The sequence below is a fragment of the Amycolatopsis sp. NPDC104863 genome (assembly GCF_055582965.1).
The window spans coordinates 925,997-947,150 of record NZ_JBVJOW010000003.1 but is presented as its reverse complement, the minus strand read 5'-3'; the positions used below and the strand labels follow the sequence as shown (position 1 = coordinate 947,150).

Genomic DNA, 21,154 nt, shown 5'->3' with positions numbered 1-21,154 from the left:
TGCGTGCTCACGAGATCCCGAACTCCTTGCCGAGCAGGTCGAACATTTCGTCGTCCGAAGCCGCGAAGACGTCTTCGCCGTCCGCGCGCTCCGGCCGCAGGCCGTCGAGCAGCCGGTTCAGCCGGCGTGCCACGTCGTCTCTGCGGGTTTCCCCGAGGTCGGCGGCCGCCACGGCCCGCTCCAGGCCGGCCAGCTCGGCGTCCAGGGGGTCGGCCGCGGGCTGGTCCGCCGGCACCAGCTCCTCGCGCAGGTACCGCGCGAGCGCGAGCGGGGTCGGGTGGTCGAAGACCAGACCCTGCGGCAGGTTCAGCCCGGTGCGCCGGGCCAGCAGGTTGCGGAACTCGACCGCGCTCAGCGAGTCGAAGCCGAGCAGCCCGAACTTCGCCTCGGGCTCGATCGTGTCCCCGGACGTGTGCCCGAGGATCATCGCGGCGGCCGTCCGCACGGCCTTCGACAGCGTGCTGACGCGCTCGGGCTCGGACATCCCGGCCAGCTGCGCGGCGAGCGGCTCTTCGGCGGTGTCCGGCGCCCGGCGCGCGGCTTCGATGGCCGCGCGGGCGCTCGGGACGCCGTCGAGCAGGTGCGTCGCGCGCATGAGGGCCATGCCGGGCGCGTAGCGCGTCCAGTCGATGTCGGCGACGGTCACCGAGGTGTCCCCGCGCCGCAGCGCTTCCCCGAGCGCGAGCAGCGCCCGCCGGGGGGCGAGAGCCGCGGCGCCGCTGCGGCGCATGCGTTCCTGGATGGCCGGGTCAGCCGCCATGCCGACCTCGCCCCAGGCGCCCCAGGCGACCGAAAGCGCGGGCAGCCCGGCGGCGGCCCGCTGCTCGGCGAGCGCGTCGAGGACGGCGTTCGCGGCGGCGTAGCTGCCCTGCCCGGGCCCGCCGACGGTCCCGGCGATGGAAGCGAACAGCACGAAGAGGCTGAGATCCAGCCCGGCGGTCAGTTCGTGGAGGTGCAGCGCGGCGGCGGTCTTGGGCCGCAGCACGGTTTCGAAGCGGGCCGGGTCGACGGCGTCGACCACGCAGTCGTCGAGCACCCCGGCCGCGTGGACAACACCGCGGAGGGGGAATTCCGCGGGCAGCCCTTCGATGAGGGCGGCCACGGCGTCCCGGTCGGCGACGTCGCAGGCGGCGACGGTCACCCGGGCGCCCGCGGCGGCGAGCTCGTCGGCCAGTTCGCCGGCGCCGGGGGCGTCGAGGCCGCGGCGGCTGGTGAGCACGATGTGCCCGGCGCCGGACTCGGCGAGCCAGTGCGCGAGCTTCCCGCCCAGGGCGCCGGTGCCGCCGGTGACGAGCACGGTGCCGTCGGCGGGCACCTCGCCCACGTGCTGGGTGGGCGTTCCGGCCGGGTCGGACACGAGCCGTCGCACGAGGACGCCGTTCGCGCGCACCGCGATCTGGTCCTCCTCCCCCGCCGCCGCGAGCGTTCCGGGCAGGCGGGTGACCGCGCGGGGGTCGAAGTCCGACGGCACGTCGACGAGCCCGCCCCACCGGCCGGGGTACTCCATCGCGGCCACGCGCCCCAGGCCCCACACCGCGGCCTGGGCGAGACTGCCCGCCGCGTCACCCGGGCCGGTCCGGACAGCGCCGGTCGTCAGGCACCACAGCGGGGCGTCGACACCGGCGTCGCCCAAGGCCTGCACCAAGGCGGCCGTCGTGGCCAGACCACCCGGCACCGACGGCGCGTCCGGCGAAGGCGCCTCGTCGAGGGCCAGCAGCGAAAGCACCCCCGCAGGGCTCGGGAAAGTCTCGAGCAACGCCGTGATCCGCTCAGCCAGCGCGGCGCGGTCCGGCCCGTCGACCACCAGCCGGACGGTGTCCGCGCCCAGCACGTCGACCAGCACCTCGACCCGCTCGTCGCCGTCGAGGGCGGCCGGGACCGCGATCAGCCAGTCCTCGCGGCGCGGCGCGGTGGTGCCGGTGAAGGGCTGCCAGTCGACGCGGTAGCGCCAGCCGTCGGTCGTGGAACGGTCGACGTGTCCCTTGCGGTGTGCGGAAAGCGCGGGCAGCACTCGCGCCAGTTCCTCGGCGTCGGCGCCGAGCTCCGCCGCCAGCGTCGCGACGTCGGCACCTTCGAGCGCGGTCCAGAACGTGTCGCTCGCCTCCACCGGCGCCGCGGCCTCCGGCCAGAACCGCTCGCCCTGGAACGGGTACGTCGGCAGCCGGACCCCGCGCGCGTCGACCCCGGCGAAGAACCGGGGCCAGTCGACCGTGACGCCGTCGACGTGCAGCCGGCCCAGCGCGGTGACGATCGTGGTCTCCTCGTCGCGGCCCGCGCGCAGCAGCGGCACGCAGGTCGCCTCGACGGTCTCGGCCGCCATGCCGGAGAGCACGGCGTCCGGGCCGACCTCGACGAACCGCGTGACCCCGCGCCCGGCCAGGTCGGCGACAACGTCACCGAACCGGACGGTCCGGCGCACGTGGTCCACCCAGTACCCGGCCGTCGCGAACAGCTCGTGCTCGGACCGCCCGGTCACCGCGGAGATCAGCGACCGCTTCGGCGGCCGCAGGTCGAGCCCGGCGACGACCTTCGCGAAGTCCTCCAGCATCGGCTCCATCAGCGGCGAGTGGAACGCGTGGCTCACGGCCAGCCGCTTGGCCTTCTCGAACCGCTCCGCGACCGCGAGAGTGGCGGCTTCGGCGCCGGCGATCACCACGGAGGACGGCCCGTTGACCGCGGCGAGCGCGACGTCCGGGCCGAGCAGCGGCTCGACGTCGGCGGCGCTCGCGCGCAGGGCGACCATCGCGCCGCCCTCGGGCAGCTCCTGCATCAGCCGGGCGCGGGCGCCGACGAGCGTGCAGGCGTCGGCCAGCGACAGCACACCGGCCGCGTGGGCGGCGGTGATTTCGCCGATCGAGTGCCCGGCGAGGTGGTCGGCCCGGACCCCCCACTCGTCGAGCAGCCGCAGCAGGGCGACTTCGACGGCGAAGATCGCCGGCTGGGCCCAGCCGGTGGTGTCCAGGCGGGCGGCGTCCTCGCCGAACACGACGTCCCGCAGCTCGGCACCGAACTCGGCGCAGACCTCGTCGAACGCGTCGCGGAACAACGGGTACCGGTCGTACAGCCCGCGGCCCATGCCCGGCCGCTGCGCGCCCTGGCCGGTGAACAGCAGCGCCGTGCCGCCGTCGCGGGCGGCGCCTTCGACGAGGTCGCCGGCCGCCAGCGCCGAGCGCAGCGCCTCGGGATCGGCGCCCACGACGACCGCGCGGTGCTCCAGCGCGGCCCGGCGGGTGGCCAGGGCGAGCCCGGTGGCGGCGAGCGGCGAGCCGGCGGCGGCCAGGCGGGCGGCCTGGGCGTGCAGCGCGGGCCGGCCGCGGGCCGAGAGCACCCACGGCACCACGGCGGCCGGGGGTTCCGGAGCCGGCGCGGGCGCCTCGGGCGCCTGTTCGAGCACCACGTGCGCGTTGGTCCCGCTGACGCCGAACGCCGACACCCCCGCCCGGCGCGGCCGGGCCACCTCGGGCCACGGCGTCGCCTCAGTGACCAGGTCGATCGCTCCGGTCGTCCAGTCCACATGGGACGACGGCGCGTCGACGTGCAGGGTCGGCGGCACCAGGCCGTGGCGCATGGCCTGGACGACCTTGATCACACCGCCGACCCCCGCGGCGGCCTGGGTGTGGCCGATGTTCGACTTGAAGGAGCCCAGCAGCAACGGCGTTTCGCGGTCCTGCCCGTAGGTCGCCAGCAGCGCCTGGGCTTCGATCGGGTCACCCAGGGTGGTCCCGGTGCCGTGCGCCTCCACGACGTCGACGTCCGAAGTGGACAGACCGGCGTCGGCCAGCGCGGCCCGGATCACCCGGCGCTGGGACGGGCCGTTGGGCGCGGTGATGCCGTTGGACGCGCCGTCGGAGTTCACCGCGGACCCCCGCACCACGGCGAGGACCTCGTGGCCGCGGCGGCGGGCGTCGGACAGCCGCTCCACGACGAGCATGCCGACACCCTCGGCCCAGCCGGTGCCGTCGGCCGCGTCGGCGAAGGCCTTACAACGCCCGTCCGGCGCGAGGCCGCCCTGCTGGCTGGTGCCGAGGAAGTAGTTGGGGCTGGACATCACCAGCACCCCGCCGACGAGCGCGAGCTCGCACTCCCCCGCCCGCAGCGCCTGTGCCGCCAGGTGCAGGGCGACCAGCGACGACGAGCACGCCGTGTCGACCGTCAGCGAAGGGCCTTCGAGCCCGAGCACGTAGGACACCCGGCCGGAGACCGCGCTGGCGGCGTTGCCGAGCCCGGCGTGCGCGCCGACGTCGGCGGTGCTGCCCGCGAGCACACTCGCGTAGTCCTGGCCGTTGGTGCCGACGAACACGCCGGTCGGGGTGGCGCGCAGGCCGAGCGGGTCGATCCCGGCGTCTTCCAGGGCCTCCCACGACGTTTCGAGGACCTGCCGCTGCTGCGGGTCCATCGCGAGGGCCTCGCGCGGGGAGATGCCGAAGAAGGCGGCGTCGAAGCGGTCGATGCCGTCGAGGAAGCCGCCGTAGGTGGTGGCGGACGCGCCCGCGGCGAGGGTCGCGAGGTCCCAGCCGCGGTCGGCCGGGAACGGGCCGACGGCGTCGTGGCCGGCGGCGACCATCGTCCAGAGGTCGTCCGGCGAGCGGACCCCACCCGGGTACCGGCAGCTCATGCCGACGATCACGACCGGGTCGTCCGTGCGCGCCCGCGTCCGGCGGACCGGGCCCGCGCGCTCGTCGTCGCCGAAGAGCCCGGCCAGCAGCAGGCGGGCGACGGCGGCGGGGGTCGGGTGGTCGAACACGAGCGTGGCGGGCAGTTCGAGAGCGGTGGCGGCGGTGAGCCGGTTGCGCAGCTCGACCGACATCATCGAGTCGAACCCGAGGTCGGTGAACGGGTCGCCGGTGCCGACCGCGCCGGTGTCGCCGTGGCCGAGCACGGCGGCGACGGTGGTGCGCACGAGGTCTTCGGCCGCGCGGCCGCGGTCGGCCTCGCCGAGCGCCGCCCAGCCGCCGGCCACCGGGCTGGCCGGGACGCGCACCGGCGTCGCGGGCACGGCGTCGACGGGCGTGACGGCGCCGGCGAACTCGACCTCGGCGGCGAGCAGCACCGGCCGGTCGGCGGAGTCGAGCAGCGCGAGGCTGACCGCGTGGTCGCCGAGCGGGGCGACACGCAGCCGCAGCGCGGACAACCCCCGCGCGTGCAGGGAAACCCCGCGCCAGGCCACCGGTTCCTCGCCGCACGCCTGCGCGGCCTCGGCGAGCAGGAGGGGGTGCAGGTCGAACGCACCCGGGTCCCCTTCGAAGGAGACGTCGGTCAGGTACGCGCCTTCGGCCAGGACGGCGGGTTCCGGGCCCGCGTCCGCGGCGAGGGCGCCGGTGGCGTGGTGGGTCCACGCCGGGGTGTCCACCGCGGAAAACACGTCGACCGGGCGGCGGCCGTCCGGGCCGGGCGGCCCGACTCGCACCTGCAGCGCCACGACGTCCTTCGGCGCCAGGGCGAGCGGCTCGGTGAGGGTGAGCTCGGCGACCTCCGCGCAGCCGAGCGTGCGGGCCGCGCGCAGGGCCAGTTCGAGGAACCCCGTGCCGGGGAACGAGGCCCGGCCGGCGAGCCAGGGCTGGGTGGCCGGTGAGACAGTGCCGGTGAGCACGGTCTCGGTGCTCGCGGCGACGTCGAGGGCGGCGCCGAGCAGCGGGTGGCGCACCGGGGCGAGGCCGAGCCCGGCCGCGTCGCCGGTGCGCGGGGTGAGCGTGGGCCAGTAGCGCTCGCGCTGGAAGGCGTAGGTGGGCAGGCCGGCCGGGCGGGCACCGGGGAGGACGGCCGGCCAGTCGGCGGCGCCGCCCGCGACGTGCAGCGCGGCCAGCCCGGCGATCAAGGCGGTCCCTTCGTCGTGGTCCTTGCGCGCCAGGGGGATCGCGCCGTCGACGAGTCCGGAAAGGACGGCCGCCGGGCCCAGCTCGACGCATCGCGTCACGCCGGAGCCGGTGAGGCGGGTGACCGCGTCGGCGAACCGGACGGTGTCGCGGACCTGCCGGACCCAGTACTCCGGGTCGGTGACGTCACCACCGGCGACCACCGGGATCTCCGGCTCGGCGAACGAGAGCTTCGCGACCACGGCGCGGAAGCTGTCCAGCATCGGGTCCATCAGGCGCGAGTGGAACGCGTGGGACACCTTGAGCCGCCGGGCCCCGGGGAAGCGGGCGGCAACCGCGGTGACGGCGGCTTCGGGGCCGGACAGCACCACCGACTCCGGACCGTTCACCGCGGCGAGGTCGACGTCGTCGGCGAGAACGTCCTCTTCGGACGCTCGCACGGCGATCATCGCGCCGCCTTCGGGCAGCTCGCCCATCAGGCGGGCGCGGGCGGAAACCAGCGTGCAGGCGTCGTCCAGGGACAGCACGCCGGCGACGTGCGCGGCCGCGATCTCGCCGACCGAGTGCCCGGCCAGAAACGCCGGGCGCACACCCCACGACTCGAGCAGCCGGTACAGCGCGACTTCGTAGGCGAACAGCGCGGGCTGCGCGTGCTCCGTCCGGTCGAGCCGGTCGTCGGTGACCACGCCGAGGCGTGCGGAGAGCTCGGCGAACGTCTCGGCGAAGACCGGGTACCCCTCGGCGAGCCGGGCGCCCATCCCGATCCGCTGCGCGCCCTGGCCCGAGAAGAGGAAAGCGGTTTCGCCGCGTGACGCGGTCCCGGTGGTCACGTTCGCCGCGGCCCCCTGGCCGAGCCACGAGCGCAGTCCTTCGCGCAGGGACGCGGCGTCCGGGCCGGTCACGGCGAGGCGGTGTTCGAAGGCCGTGCGGGTCACCGCGGTCGACAAGGCGACGTCGGCTGCGTCGGCGTCATCGGTGGTGGCGGCCAGCAGCGCGGCGGTCTGGGCGCGCAGCGCGGGTTCCGAGCGCGCGGAGACGAACCACGGCACCGGCCCGCCGGCCCGCGGACCGCGCTCGACCGGCTCGGGCTCCGGCGCCTGCTCGATAATCGTGTGGGCGTTGGTGCCGCTGACCCCGAAGGACGACACGGCCGCGCGGCGCGGCCGCCCGGTCTCCGGCCACGGCGCCGGCTCGGTCACCGGCCGGACCGCGCCCGCGGTCCAGTCCACTTCGGACGAGAGCTGCTCGGCGTGGAGGGTGCGCGGCACTTCGCCGTGGTTGATGGCCAGGACGGCCTTGATGATCCCGGCAACCCCGGCCGCGGCCTGGGTGTGCCCGAAGTTCGACTTGACCGAGCCGATCAGCAGCTCGTGCTCGCGGTCACGGCCGTAGGTGGCCAGCAGCGCCTGGGCTTCGATCGGGTCGCCGAGCTTCGTGCCGGTGCCGTGCGCCTCGACGACGTCGATGTCCGATGTGGACAGTCCGGACGCGGCCAGCGCCGCGCGGATCACACGTTGCTGCGACGGTCCGTTGGGGACGGTCAGGCCGCTGCTGGCGCCGTCGGAGTTGACGGCGGTGCCCCGCAGCACCGCGAGCACCGGGTGGCCGAGCCGCCGCGCGTCGGACAGCCGTTCCAGGACCAGGATCCCGGCGCCCTCGGCCCAGCCGACACCGTCCGCGCCGTCGCTGAACGCCTTGCAGCGGCCATCCGGCGCGAGCCCGCCCTGCTTGCTGAACTCGGCGAACGCCTCGGGGGTCGCCATCACCGTGACCCCGCCGGCGAGCGCCAGCGAACACTCACCGGAGCGCAGCGCCTGGGTGGCCCAGTGCGCGGCGACCAAAGAGGACGAACACGCCGTGTCGACCGTGACCGAAGGGCCTTCGAACCCGAAGGAGTAGGCGACGCGGCCGGAGAGCACGGCCGCGGTCGTGCCGGTGCCGGCGTGCCCTTCGACGGTCTCACCGGACGCGGCGAGCAGCTTGCCGTAGCTCTGGCCGTTGGTGCCGACGAACACGCCGGTGCGGCTGCCGCGCAGGCTCGCCGGCACGATCCGGGCGCGTTCGAGGGCTTCCCAGGTGACTTCGAGCAGCAGCCGCTGCTGCGGGTCCATCGCGAGGGCCTCCCGCGGGGACACGCGGAAGAACCCGGCGTCGAAGCGGTCCGCCGCCTCGACGAACCCGCCGCGCCACGCGCCGACGTCACCCAGGCTGATCGTGCTGCGATCCACCCCGGCCAGCAACGCCGACCAGCCGCGGTCGGCCGGCAGCGGGCCGATCGTGTCGGTGCCCGCCGCGAGCACGTCCCACAGCTGCTCGGGGGTGGCGACCCCGCCGGGGAAGCGGCAGCCGATGCCGACGATCGCGACCGGCTCCGCGGCCGCGTCCTCCATCTCCCGCACGCGCCGGCGCGACCGGTGCAGGTCGGCGGTGACGCGCTTGAGGTAGTCACGCAGCTGGCTCTCGCTGGCCATCCTCGCCTCTCGGGGGTCGTCCGGTGAGGGCTCGCGGCACCGCGGTCCGGGTTCCGCATCGCGTGAGTCAACCGCGTCCACCTCCCTTAAACCCTTAGATTTCGGCGCCGGCGGGGTCGCGGAATGTAGGTGATTCACGGAAAGGCCGGCGTTACGGTCGCGACGGCCGTGTGCTCCCGCCGAGGAAAGGTGCTTCCCCATGAGCCGACAACGGCGTCCGATCCTGTTCGTCAGCTCACCCGACAGCGGGCTGGTCAACTCCCTGCTGGTCCTCGCGGCGGAGCTGTCCCGGCGGGGCGTGCCCGACCTCTACTTCGCCACCTTCGACAACCGCCGCGCCGAGGTCGAGGCGATCGGGGCCGACGGCACCGGCACCCCGGTGCGGTTCCGGTCGCTCGGCGCGCCGATCCCCGAGCTGTCCTCCGGCTCGTGGGACGACGAGACCTACCACGCCGTCACCCAGAAGTCCCGCTGGAAAGCGCACAAGGCGCTGATGCGCCACACCTTCGACACCCGCTTCCGCGACCAGGCCTACCGCGCGCTCACCGAGGTCGTGCGCGAGGTCGAGCCGGCCGCGATGGTGGTCGACTCGCTGCTGCACGCCGGGTTCGAGCTCGCCGTGACCCTGCGGATCCCGCACGTGGTGAGCGTGCCGTTCTCGGTGAGCAACCACCTGACCAAGCTGCCCAAGGGGTTCCCCGTCCCGCACTCGGGGCTGCCGCTGGAGATGACGCCGAAGCAGCGCCGGGCCAACGCGCTGTTCGGGTTCCGCCGCAAGACGCTGTTCGTCGCCGACTCCCTGCTGCGCAAGAGGGTTGTCGAGTACGTCAAGTCCAACAAGGAGCTCGGCGTCTCCCGGCAGGCCGCGAAGTACACCGCGCGGATCGACGACGCGGCGCTCGTGCTCGTCTACTCGCTCGCCGAGCTGGAGTACCCGGTGGACATCCCGGCGAACTTCCGGATGCTCGGCGCGATCGTGCCGCCGCTGCCCGAGCTGCCGGACGAGCAGGACGTCAAGGGCTGGCTCGACCGGCACGAATCGGTCGTGTACATCGGTTTCGGCACGGTCGTGCGGCTGACCGGCGACGAGGTGAAGGGGCTCGTCGAGGTCGCGCGGCGGCTCGAAGGCAAGCACGCCGTGCTCTGGCGGCTGCCGAAGGAGTCGTGGCACCTGCTGCCGCCGGCGGCGGAACTGCCGTCGAACCTGCGGGCCGAGCAGTGGCTGCCGTCGCAGCTCGACGTCCTCGCCCACCCGCACGTGCGCGCGCACTTCACCCACGGTGGCGGCAACGGGTACATCGAAAGCCTGTACTTCGGCAAGCCGCTGCTGCTGCGCCCGCTCTTCGTCGACGGCTACGACCAGGCGGTGCGCGCCCGTGACACCGGCGTCGGCCTGATCGTCGAGTCCTCGCACGGCATCAACGTCGACGACGTCACCGCGAAGCTGACCGAGGTGCTCGAGAACCCGTCCTTCACCACCCGCGCGCGGGAGATGGGCCGGCTGCAGCACGAGCCGGGCCGGGGCCGGGACGGCGCCGTCGACGCGCTGCTGGCGCTGGTCGCCGACGAAGACGCCGCGGCCGAGCCGGTCCGGTCGGCCCGGTGATCGAGGCGGCGGGCCTGGCCCGCACCTTCGTCTCCGACGGCCGTGAGGTCGCCGCGGTCCGCGGGGTCGACCTGCGGGTCGAACCCGGCGAGATCGTGGCGTTCCTCGGCCCGAACGGCGCCGGCAAGACCACGACCATGCGGATGCTCACGACCCTGCTGCGCCCGACCGCCGGGCAGGCCCGGATCGCCGGCGCCGACCTGCGCACCGAGCAGGCGCGGGTGCGTCGGCACCTCGGGTACGTCGCCCAGGGCGGCGGCACGCTCGACGAGCGCAAGGTCCGTGAAGAGCTGATGCTGCAGGCCCGGCTGTACGGGCTGAACAAGGCCGACGCCACCGAGCGCGTCCGGGAGGTTTCGGGCCAGCTCGGCCTCGACGGCCTGGAGGAGCGGCTGACCGCGTCGCTCTCGGGCGGCCAGCGGCGGCGGCTGGACCTGGCGCTGGGCATGGTGCACCTGCCGGTGGTGCTGTTCCTCGACGAGCCGACCACCGGGCTGGACCCGCAGAGCCGCGCCCACCTGTGGAGCCACATCCGGCGGCTGCGCGACGAGCAGGGCGTGACGGTGTTCCTCTCCACCCACTACCTCGACGAGGCGGACGCGCTGGCCGACCGCATCCAGGTCATCGACGACGGCGTGATCGTCGCCGAGGACACCCCCGAAGCGCTGAAGTCCCGCCTGCTCGGCGACGGCGTCGAGGTGACGGTGCCGCCCGAGCGCGCCGACCACGCGGAACTGCTGCTGGCCGGGCTGCCCGGCGTGCGTGGCCTGCGGCGCGAGGAAGAGACGCTGCGGTTCCAGGTCGCGCACAGCGAGGAGGTCCTGTCACCGCTGGTGCGGGCCCTCGACCAGCAGGACATCCCGCTGGTGGCGCTGCGCGTGCGACGTCCCACCCTCGACGACGTGTTCTTCGCCCTGACCGGCCGGGGCCTGCGCGAAGGAGCGGCCGATGCTGCGTGACGCGATCCTGGTCTACCGCAGCGAGCTCGCGGTGACCCTGCGGAACAAGCCGTACCTGGTGCTGGGCATGATCCAGCCGGTGCTGTACCTGGTGCTGTGCGGGCCGCTGCTGGCGGTGCTGGTGAGCAAGACGCCGGGCACGCCGGCCCAGACGTCCTGGGTCGACCTGACCCCGGCCCTGATCATCCAGATCGCGGCGACCAACGGCGTCTACTGCGGGTTCGTGCTCCTGGCGGGCATCCGCGCGGGCGCGGTCGACCGGCTGCGGGTGACCCCGGTGAGCCGCACCGCGCTGAGCCTCGGGCAGGCGCTGCCGTCGGTGACGCTGTCGCTCGTGCAGGGGGTGATCATCCTGCTGCTGGCGAGCCTGGTGTTCGGCGTGGCGCTGAGCGTGGTGGGCGTGGTCCTGGTCCTGCTGATCACGGCCCTGACAGCGTTGACGATCGCCTGCTGCGCGGACGCGATCGTGCTGAAGCTGCGGAAGGAGGACACGTTCACGTCGATCGTGAACATCGTGATCCTCCCGCTGACGCTGCTGTCGGGAATCCTGCTGCCGATCACCCCGGACCGCGCGCCGATGTGGCTGTACGTGCTGTCGCGGTTCAACCCGCTGGCGTACGTGGTGGACATCAGCCGGGCGAGCTTCCGCGAGACGTTGCCGCTGGTGCCCACGCTGCTGGGCGCGGCGGTGATCATCACCCTGGCGGCGCTGGCGGTGCGGTGGAACTCGCGCACCTTCCAGGCGGTTGCTGCCTGACCGTACACACGAAACCGGGCCGGGGATTCATTCCCCGGCCCGGCTTTTGTGTGTCTGTGCAAAGGCGGTGCTGCGCCGGGGCTCAGTCCGCGCCCAGCTCCGAGTCGATCAGGCGGAACAGCTCACCGTCGCCGGCTGAGTCCAAGGACTCCAGGAACTCTTCGTCGCCGCCCAGGCGGTCCAGCAGGGTCCGCAACCGCGCTGTCACCGACATCACCGTCTCCGGGGCCAGCGCCGGGTCCGCCACCAGCTGCTCGAACCGGCCCAGCTCGTCCAGCACCCGGGCCGCCGGGTCCACCGGCTCCGGGCTCAGCAGGGACAGCAGGTGCGCGCTCAGCACCCGGGGGTTCGGGTGGTCGAACAGCACCGTCGCCGGCAGGGTCAGGCCCGTCGCGTACCCCAGGCGGTTGCGCAGCTCCACCACCGTCAGGGAGTCGAAGCCGATCTCCGTGAAGCCCGTGTCCGCGTCGATCGCCGCCGGGGAGCCGTGGCCCAGGACGCTCGCCGCCAGCTCGCGGACCAGCTCCAGCAGCTCGCGGCCGCGCGCCTCCGGGGCCAGCTCGCCCAGCTTCGGGACGAACGAGCGGACGCCGTCGGCGTCGATGCGGGCCGTGCGGCGGGTCTTCGGGACCAGCTCGCCCAACACCGGCGGGACGATGTGGCCGCGCAGCACCGCCAGGTCCAGCCCCACCGGCACCACCATCGCCGCCGGCGACGCGACCGCCGTGTCGAACAGCGCCAGGCCCTCTTCCGGGGTGAACCGGCGCATGCCCGACTTCGCGAGGCGCTGCGCGTCGACGTCGGCGAGCGTGCCCGCCATGCCGTCCGCCTGCGCCCACGGGCCCCACGCCAGCGACACCGCCGGCAGCCCTTCCGCCCGCCGGGAAGCCGCCAGCGCGTCCAGGAACGAGTTGGCCGCCGCGTAGTTGCCCTGGCCGACACCGCCGAGCAGACCGCTCGCCGACGAGTACAGGACGAACGCCGCCAGGTCGAGGTCCCGGGTCAGCTCGTGCAGGTGCCAGGCGCCGTCCACCTTGGGGCGCAACACCTTCCTCAGCCGCGCCGGGGTCAGCGACCCCACCACGCCGTCGTCGAGGACGCCGGCCGCGTGCACGACCGCCGTCAGCGGGTGCGCCTCGGGCACGGCGGACAGCAGGTCGGCGACGTCGTCGCGGTCGGCGGTGTCACACGCCGCGACGCGCACGTCCGCGCCCAGGCCCTTCAGCTCGGTCACCAGCTCGGCGGCGCCGGCGGAGCCGAGGCCCCGCCGGCCGGCCAGCAGCAGGTGCCGGACTCCGTGGTGGCTCACCAGGTGCCGGGCCAGCAGCCGGCCCAGCCCGCCCGTGCCGCCGGTGACGAGCACCGTGCCGTCCGGGTCGCCGAAGCCGGGTTCCGGCCGGTCCGCCGCGGGCGCCCGGACCAGCCGGGCGCGGTGCGGGACGCCGTCACGCACCGAGATCTGCGGTTCCCCAGAAGCGACGGCAGCGTCGACCACGTCGACCGCGTCCCCCTCGACCAGCAGGAACCGGCCCGGGTTCTCCGACTGCGCCGCCCGGACCAGGCCCTGCACCGCCGCGGCCGCGGGGCCGTCACCGGTCTGGAACACGACCTGGACGTCGTCGGTGGCCAGGAAGGACTGCAGCTGGTCGAGGACCTGCGTGGTCGCCCGGTGGGTCGCGGCGACCGGGTCGCCGCTCGTGTCCACCGGCACCACGACCACGGCATTGCCGGTCAGGTCGGTCATGTCCTCGCCGAACACGACGAACCGCTTGCCCGACGGCGCCACCTCCGGCAGCGGCGTCCACTCGAGGTGGAACAGCGAGTCGTGCCCCTGCCGCGGCGCGGCGGCGGCTTCCCCGAACGAAAGGGCTTCCGCGGACGCGATCGGCGCACCGCCCGGATCGGTCAGGACAAGCGTGACCGTGTCGCCGTCCCGGCGCAGGTGGACCCGCGCGGCGGCGGCGCCCGCGGCGTGGAGCGCGAACCGCGTCCAGCCCGTCGCCGGGCGCCGGGGCAGGTCCAGCAGCGTCACGGTCTGCAGGGCCGCGTCCAGCAACGCCGGGTGCAGGCCGAACTTGGCCGCGTCGTCCCGGCGGGCCGCGGGCAGCTCGATCTCCGCGTAGACGTCGTCACCCGAGCGCCACGCCGCCCGCAGGCCGCGGAACGCCGCGCCGATCTCGGCGTGCTCCTCGTAAAAGCCGTCGAGCTCGAGCTCCACGGCCGCGGGCGGCCAGGCCGGGTCCACCGCGGGTTCCGGGGCGCCGGGCGCGAGCCGGCCGGCCGCGGTCCGCGTCCACGGCTGCTCCCCCGCGCCTTCCGGCCGGGTCCAGACGGTCAGCTCCCGTGTCCCCGCCGGACCTTCCGGCCCGACGACGACCTGTGCGTGCACCCCGCCGACCGGTGGCAGCGTGAGCGGGACCTCGACGGTGAGCTCCTCGACGAGGTCGCAGCCGACCTCGTCACCCGCGCGCACGGCCAGCTCGGCGAACCCGGCCTCCGGGAACACGATCACGCCGTCGACGGTGTGGTCGGCGAGCCACGGCTGCAGCTGCGGCGACAGCGCGCCGGTGAACAGGAACCCGCCGGACTCCGGCAGCGCGACCCCGGCGCCGAGCAGCGGGTGCTCGGCGGAGTGCAGGCCGGACAGGCGCAGGTCGCCGTTCGCGCCGTGGAAACCCTCGGGCCAGTAGCGGTCGGGGGCGAACGGGTACGTCGGCAGCGCGACCGGGCGGCCGCCGCCGAAGAACTCCGCCCAGTCGACGGGCACACGCGCGTGGTGCAGCTTCGTCAGCGCGGTGACCAGCGACCGCGGTCCGGCGTCCACGCCCACGACGACCTCGCCGCCGGTGAGGCTCTCGGCCGCCATCGCGGCGGCGACGCCGTCCGGGCCGACGTCGAGGAACGCGGTCACCCCCGAATCGGCCAAAGTTGTCACGGCGTCGGCGAACCGCACGGCTTCCCGCGCCTGCCGCACCCAGTACTCCGGGGAGGTGAAGTCGGCGTCGCCGCCGACGGTCGAGACGATCGGGATCGACGGCGCCGCCAGCTCCAGTTCCGCCACGACCCGGCCGAACTCCGCGAGCGCGGGTTCGATGAGCGGTGAGTGGAAGGCGTGGGAGACGGCCAGCCGGCGTGTCTTGGCGAAGTGCTCCCCCACCGCGAGCACCGCGGCTTCGGCGCCGGAGACGACGACCGAGCGCGGCCCGTTGACGGCGGCGACCACCACGTCGTCGCCGAGCAGCGGGACGACCTCTTCTTCGCTCGCCACCACGGAAAGCATCGCGCCACCGGCCGGGAGGGCCTGCATCAGCCGGCCGCGCGCGGCGACCAGCCGGCACGCTCCCGCGAGGCTGAACACGCCGGCGACGTGCGCGGCCGCGATCTCGCCGACGGAGTGCCCGGCCAGCTGGTGCGGGGTGATCCCCCACGACTCCAGGAGCCGGAACAGCGCGACCTCGAACGCGAAGATCGCCGCCTGCGCGTACTGGGTCTGGTTGAGCAGGTCCGCGTCGTCGCCGTGCATGACCTCACGCAGCGGCCGGTCGAGCTCGACGTCCAGGTGCGCGAGCACGGCGTCGAGCGCGTCCGCGAACACCGGGTACGTCGCCGCCAGCTCGCGGCCCATGCCGAGGCGCTGGCTCCCTTGCCCGGCGAACAGGATCGCGAGCTTGCCGTCCGGCCCGGCGAGGGTCGGCCCGTCGATCGCGCGCAGCCCGGCGAGCAGCTCGTCCCGGTCGGCGGCGACAACCGCGGCGCGGTGGTCGAAGTGGGTGCGGGTCGTGGCCAGCGCGGCCGCGAGATCGGTGAGATCCGGGTGGGTGGTGACGAAGTCCGCGAGCTGCGCGGCCTGCGCGGCGAGCCGTTCCGGGGTGCGCGCCGACAGCAGCACCGGCACCGGGCCGGTGACCGCGGCGGGAACCGGCTCGGTCTCCTCGGCCTGTTCCAGGATCACGTGCGCGTTGGTGCCGCTGACCCCGAACGACGAGACGGCGCCCCGGCGGGCCCGGCCGGTCTCCGGCCACGCGCGCTCTTCGGTCAGCAGCGCGATCGAGCCCGCCGTCCAGTCCACTTGGGACGTCGGCTCGTCGAGGTGCAGGGTCCGGGGCAGCACGCCGTGGCGGATCGCCTCGACCATCTTGATCACCCCGACGACCCCGGCGGCCGACTGGGCGTGCCCGAGGTTCGACTTGACCGAGCCCAGCAGCAGGGGCTCGGAACGGTCCTGCCCGTAGGTGGCCAGCAGGGCCTGGGCTTCGATCGGGTCGCCGAGGGAGGTGCCGGTGCCGTGCGCCTCGACGGCGTCGACGTCCGAAGTGGACAGTCCGGCGTTCGCGAGCGCGGCGCGGATCACCCGTTGCTGCGAGGGGCCGTTGGGGGCGGTGAGGCCGTTGGACGCGCCGTCGGAGTTGACGGCGGTGCCGCGCAGCACGGCCAGCGGCGGGTGGCCGTTGCGGCGGGCGTCGGACAGGCGTTCCAGCAGGAGCAGGCCGGTGCCTTCGGACCAGCCGGTGCCGCCCGCGGTCTCGGCGAACGACCGGCAGCGGCCGTCCGGGGCGAGCCCGCCCTGGTAGCTGAACTCGACAAACGCGCTGGGCGTCGCCATCACCGTGACCCCGCCGGCGACGGCCAGCGAGCACTCGCCCGAAGCCAGCGCCCGCGCGGCCATGTGCAGCGCGACCAGCGACGACGAGCAGGCGGTGTCGACGGTGACCGACGGGCCTTCGAGCCCGAACAGGTAGGAGATCCGGCCGGACAGGACACTGGTCGCGGCCCCGGTCAGCAGGTGCCCGGCCAGTTCTGGCGGCGGCGAGTAACCGTTGCCGGAGCCGCCGACGTAGACGCCGGTCGTGCTGCCGCGCAGGCCTTCGGGGTCGACACCGGCGCGTTCGAACAGCTCCCACGCCACTTCCAGGAGCTGCCGCTGCTGCGGGTCCATCGCCAGGGCTTCCCGCGGTGAGATCCCGAAGAACCCGGCGTCGAAGTCGGCGACGCCGTCGACGAAGCCGCCCTCGTGGACGTAGGACGCGCCGCCCTGGAGACCGAGCAGGTCCCAGCCGCGGTCGCCGGGGAACTCCGTGATCGCGTCGGTCCCGTCGGCGACCAGCCGCCACAGGTCCTCGGGTGAGCGGACCCCGCCGGGGTAGCGGCAGCTCATGCCGACCACGACGATCGGGTCGCCGTCGAGCACCCCGGCCGCGGCGGGCGCGACGGCCTGCTCCTCGTCGCCGAGCAGCTCGGCGGCCAGGAGCCGGGCGACGGCGTCCGGGCGCGGGTGGTCGAAGACGAGGGTGGCCGGCAGGGCCAGGCCGGTCGCGGCGTTGATCCGGGTGCGCAGCTCGACCGAGGTGAGGGAGTCGAAGCCCAGCTCCTTGAACGGACGGCGCGGCTCGACCGCGGCCGCGCCCGCGTACCCGAGCAGGCCGGCGACCTGTTCGCGGACCAGGTCCAGCAGCAGGTTCTCCCGCTCTCGCGGGTCGGCTTCGCGCAGCCGGGCCAGCAGCCCCGACGTCGCCGTGACGTCGCCTGAACCGGTGTCGGCGAGCGCGCGGACCTCGGGCAGCTCGTCGAGCAGCGTGCCGTCCCGGCGGGAGGTGAGGGCCGGGACGAACCGGTCCCACCGGACGTCGGCGAGCACCACGGCGGTGTCGTCGTGGGCGACGGCCTGCCCGAGCGCGAGCAGCGCCTGCTCGACCGGCAACGGCGGCAGGCCACGAGCCCGCAGGAACCCGGCGGTCTCTTCGTCTTCGGCGACGCCGGTGTCGGCCCAGGCGCTCCAGGCGACGGCGGTCGCCACGCGGCCGCGGTCACGGCGGTGCCGGGCGAGTGCCTCGAGACCGGTGTCGACGGCGGCGCGGTCGCGCTGGCCTTCGGCGCCCCACACCGCGCTCACCGACGTGAACAGCACAAAGGCTTCCAGCTCGGTGTCGGCGAGGGTCCTGTCCAGCTCGACGGCGGTGGCCCACGCGTCGGGGTCGCCGGTCATCCCGGCGGTGTGCAGGACGGCCGTCAGCGGCCGGTCTTCGGGGACGCCGGTCACGACCTCGGCGCCACACCCGGTCACCCACTCGGCGACACGCGCGCCGAAGCCCTCGCCGGCGCCGGTGACCAGCACCGTGCCGTGCGGGCGCCACGGTTCGGCGGCGCCCCCGGCCGCGGCGTGCACCAGCCGGCGGCCGAAGAGCCCGGACGCCCGGACGGCGACCTGGTCTTCCGCGCCACCGAGGGCGGCGGCGAACCGGGCGGCGGCGCGTTCGTCGAGGGTCTCGGGCAGGTCGATCAGCCCGCCCCAGGCACGCGGGTATTCCAGGGCCAGCACACGCCCGGCGCCCCACAGGGCCGCCCGCGCGGGGTCGGCGAGCGGGTCCGAGCGGCCGACGGACACCGCGCCCCGGGTGACGGCCCACAGCGGCAGCATCGGGTCGGCTTCGGCGAGGAACTCGGTCAGAGCCGCGGTCGTGGCGAACGTCGTCCCGTCGAGTTCCAGGAAGGAGACGACGCCCGTGTACTCGCCGGGGAGTCCGGCCCGCAGCACTTCGACCGGGTCGGCGTCCGGGGCCACGACCAGGCAGTCGACGTCGAGCGCGAGGTCCAGGCCTTCGGGAACCAGCGCGAGCCAGCGGCCGGGCGCGGAAGTCCCGGCGGGCACCGGCTTCCACGTGACGCGGTGCCGCCAGCCGTCCACAACGGACTGTTCATCACGGCGGCGGCGCCACGACGACAGGGCGGGCAGCACGCGGGTGAGCGCGTCCTCTTCGACGTCGAGGGTGCTGCTGAGCGTGGTGAAGTCGGCGTCGTCGACCGCGGTCCAGAACGCGGCCTCCGCCGGGTCCGCGGTGCCCGCCGGCGCGGGTTCGGGCCAGTAGTTCTCGTGCTGGAAGGCGTAGGTCGGCAACGGGACGACCGTCGCGCCCTCGGCCAGGAAGCTCGCCCAGTCCGGGCTGACCCCGCGGACGTGCGCTTTCGCGACCGAGGTCAGGAACCGGTCGAGGCCGCCGTCGGTGCGGCGCAGGGTGCCGGTGACGACCGCGCGGGCGCCGGCGTCCTCGGCGATCTCCTGCAGCGGCACGTTGAGCACCGGGTGCGAGCTGATCTCCAGGAACGCCTGGTACTGCAGGGAAAGCAGCTCACGGATGGCTTCTTCGAACCGGACGCGCTGCCGCAGGTTGCGGTACCAGTAGCCGGCGTCCAGCCGGGCGGTGTCGACCCACTCACCGTCCACAGTGGAGAAGAACGGGATCTCCGGCGGACGCGGCTTCAGCCCGGCGAGCGCGGTCGCCAGCTCGTCTTCGATCAGCTCGACGTGCGCGGAGTGCGAGGCGTAGTCGACGTCGATGCGGCGGGCCCGCAGGCCGGCCTCGGTCAGCTCGGCCAGGAGCTCCTCCCCCGCCGCCGGGTCGCCGGCGACCACGACGGACGACGGGCTGTTGGCCACGGCGACCGACAGCTTGCCCTCGAACCGGGCGAGCCGGGCTTCGACGTCGGCGGCGGGCACGGAGACCGACAGCATCGTCCCGGCGCCGGCCAGCCGGCGGGCGATGGCCTGGCTGCGCAGGGCGACCACGCGGGCGGCGTCGGGAAGGCTGAGCGCGCCGGACACGCAGGCCGCGGCGATCTCGCCCTGGGAGTGCCCGACCACGGCGTCCGGGGTGATCCCGTGGGCCTGCCACAACGCGGCGAGCCCGACCATGACGGCGAAGGACGCGGGCTGCACGACGTCGACACGGTCGAGCGCGGCGGTGCCCCGCAGGACGTCGGTCAGCGACCAGTCGAGGTAGGGCGCCAGCGCGGCTTCGCACTCGGCGATGCGGGCGGCGAACACCGGCGACTCGTCGAGCAGCCGGGCGCCCATACCGGCCCACTGCGCGCCCTGGCCGGGGAAGACGAACACGACCCGGCCGTCGACGTCGGCGACGCCGGTGGTGACCGCCGGGCCGGGGGTACCGGCCGCCAAAGCGGCGAGGTCCTCGCGCGGGTCCTCGGCGACGATCACGGCGCGGTGTTCGAGCGCGGCCCTGGAGTGCGCCAGCGACCACGCGACGTCCGCCGGTTCGGCGCCGGCGGTGTCGAGGTGCTCGCGCAGGCGGGCGGCTTGGGCGGCGAGCGCGGCTTCGGTGCGTCCGGCGACGGCGAACGCGCGGACCCCGGGACGCGCCTCGGTGGCGGTCCGCTCGACGGGCTCCGGCTGTTCGAGGATGACGTGGGCGTTGGTGCCGCTGATGCCGAACGACGACACGGCCGCCCGGCGGACGCGCTCGGTCTCGGGCCACGGCGTGTGCTCGGTGACAACCTCGACGGCGCCCGCCGTCCAGTCCACGTGGGACGACGGCTCGTCGAGGTGCACCGACTTCGGCACCACGCCGTGGCGCATCGCCTGCACCATCTTGATCACCCCCGCGACGCCCGCGGCCGCCTGGGTGTGCCCGATGTTCGACTTCACCGAACCCAGCAGCAGCGGTGTCTCACGGCCACGGCCGTAGGTGGCCAGCAGGCTCTGCGCCTCGATCGGGTCGCCGAGCGGGGTGCCGGTGCCGTGCCCTTCGACGACGTCCACATCGGACACCGTCAGCCCGGAGACCGTCAGCGCCTGGCGGATCACCCGCTGCTGCGACGGGCCGTTCGGGGCGGTGAGGCCGTTGGACGCGCCGTCCTGGTTGACCGCCGAACCCCGCAGCACGGCGAGGACCTCGTGCCCGTTGCGGCGCGCGTCCGCCAGCCGCTCCAGCAGGACGAGACCGACCCCTTCGGCCCAGCCGACCCCGTCGGCGGACTCGGCGTAGGACTTGCACCGCCCGTCCCGCGCGAGGCCGCCCTGGGCCGAGAAGTCCACAAAGGACCCCGGGGTCGCCATGATCGTGACCCCGCCGGCGAGGGCCAGCTCGCAGTCCCCGGCGCGCAGGGCCTGCGCGGCCCAGTGCATCGCCACGAGCGACGACGAACACGCCGTGTCGACCGTGACCGCGGGGCCTTCGAGGCCGAGGGTGTAGGAGACACGCCCGGACAGCACGCTGCCCGCGGTGCCGACACCGAGGAAGCCGAGGGCCTCTTCGGGGAACTGCGCCCCCTGGCCGTAGTCGTGGTACATCACGCCGGCGAACACGCCCGTTTTGCTGCCACGCAGCGAAAGCGGGTTGATGCCGGCGCGTTCGATCACCTCCCAGGAGACCTCGAGGAGGTGGCGCTGCTGCGGGTCCATGGCCAGCGCCTCCCGCGGGGAGATGCCGAAGAGCCCAGGATCGAAGCGGCCCGCGCGGTCGAGAAAACCGCCTTCACGAACGTACGAACGTCCTCTTTCGTCACCGAACAGACCTCCCAGGTCCCAGCCCCGGTCTTCGGGGAACGCGCCGATGCCGTCACCGCCGTCGAGCACGAGGTCCCACAGTCCCTCGGGCGAGGTGACCCCGCCCGGGTAGCGGCAGGCCATCGAGACGATCGCCACGGGTTCCGGCTCCGCCGCCTCCAGCTCTTCGACGCGCTTGCGCGTCTTGGCCAGGTCGGCGGTGACCCACTTCAGGTACTCGACGAGCTTCTTGTCCTCGGTCATGACGGCC

General features: G+C 74.6%; 5 protein-coding genes. 3 read left to right on the top strand and 2 right to left on the bottom strand.

The window, feature by feature from the left end; genetic code table 11:
• Positions 1 to 7 precede the first annotated feature (7 nt).
• Positions 8 to 8,284 carry a type I polyketide synthase gene (locus tag ACZ63J_RS20815; protein WP_465402403.1) on the bottom strand — a complete coding sequence of 2,759 codons (8,277 nt, stop codon included), beginning with the start codon at positions 8,282 to 8,284 and terminating at the stop codon, positions 8 to 10.
• A 199-nt stretch (positions 8,285 to 8,483) separates the two neighbouring features.
• Here ACZ63J_RS20815 and ACZ63J_RS20810 point away from each other — a divergent pair, with 199 nt between their 5' ends.
• The 3 genes from ACZ63J_RS20810 to ACZ63J_RS20800 are packed head-to-tail and all read left to right on the top strand — an operon-like array spanning position 8,484 to position 11,606.
• Entirely contained in the window at positions 8,484 to 9,890 is a 1,407-nt protein-coding gene (locus tag ACZ63J_RS20810; RefSeq protein WP_465402405.1) for a glycosyltransferase, read from the top strand.
• The gene (locus tag ACZ63J_RS20805; protein WP_465402407.1) at positions 9,887 to 10,849 is read left to right on the top strand and encodes an ABC transporter ATP-binding protein; all 963 of its coding nucleotides are present in this window, start codon (positions 9,887 to 9,889) and stop codon (positions 10,847 to 10,849) included. Before ACZ63J_RS20810 ends, ACZ63J_RS20805 begins: the two co-directional genes overlap by 4 nt.
• On the top strand, positions 10,839 to 11,606 hold the full coding sequence (locus tag ACZ63J_RS20800; RefSeq protein WP_465311404.1) for an ABC transporter permease: 768 nt from the start codon (positions 10,839 to 10,841) through the stop codon (positions 11,604 to 11,606). The genes ACZ63J_RS20805 and ACZ63J_RS20800 overlap by 11 nt, the downstream gene beginning before the upstream one ends.
• Before the next feature lie 82 nt (positions 11,607 to 11,688).
• On the opposite strand, the gene ACZ63J_RS20795 is transcribed toward ACZ63J_RS20800, so the two are convergent.
• A complete protein-coding gene (locus ACZ63J_RS20795; protein WP_465402408.1) occupies positions 11,689 to 21,147 on the bottom strand; it encodes an SDR family NAD(P)-dependent oxidoreductase in 9,459 nt (3,152 codons plus the stop codon).
• Between the last annotated feature and the right edge of the window lie 7 nt (positions 21,148 to 21,154).